Here is a 265-nt window from a genome sequence, read left to right on the forward strand (position 1 = left end):
ATAAGGAATTCCAAAGGAAAATCTTAACGTAACTATTTATGAAGGCGATTCTACCGAAAAATTGGATAGAGATACCGAAGCATATGATTTTTGTAAAGCTCATAATGATGAAAGCAGCATTATCAACGGAAACAAAAAAGATAATTTATGGGATATGGGCGCAAGAGGACCTTGTGGACCATGTTCGGAAATAAATGTATATTTGAGAAGTGCTGAAGAAATAGCAAAAATTAATGGACTTGAATAGGTAAACAAAGACCATCAG

The 265-nt window shown here is 34.0% G+C and carries 1 pseudogene; it reads left to right on the forward strand.

Annotated features, from left to right (window positions below):
- Positions 1 to 7: 7 nt before the first annotated feature.
- Positions 8 to 244, forward strand: a pseudogene (locus tag AC23MB_RS14455) (alanine--tRNA ligase-related protein); the annotation flags it as partial.
- Positions 245 to 265: the final 21 nt, after the last annotated feature.

The organism is Soonwooa sp. T0.1_25 (assembly GCF_057652215.1).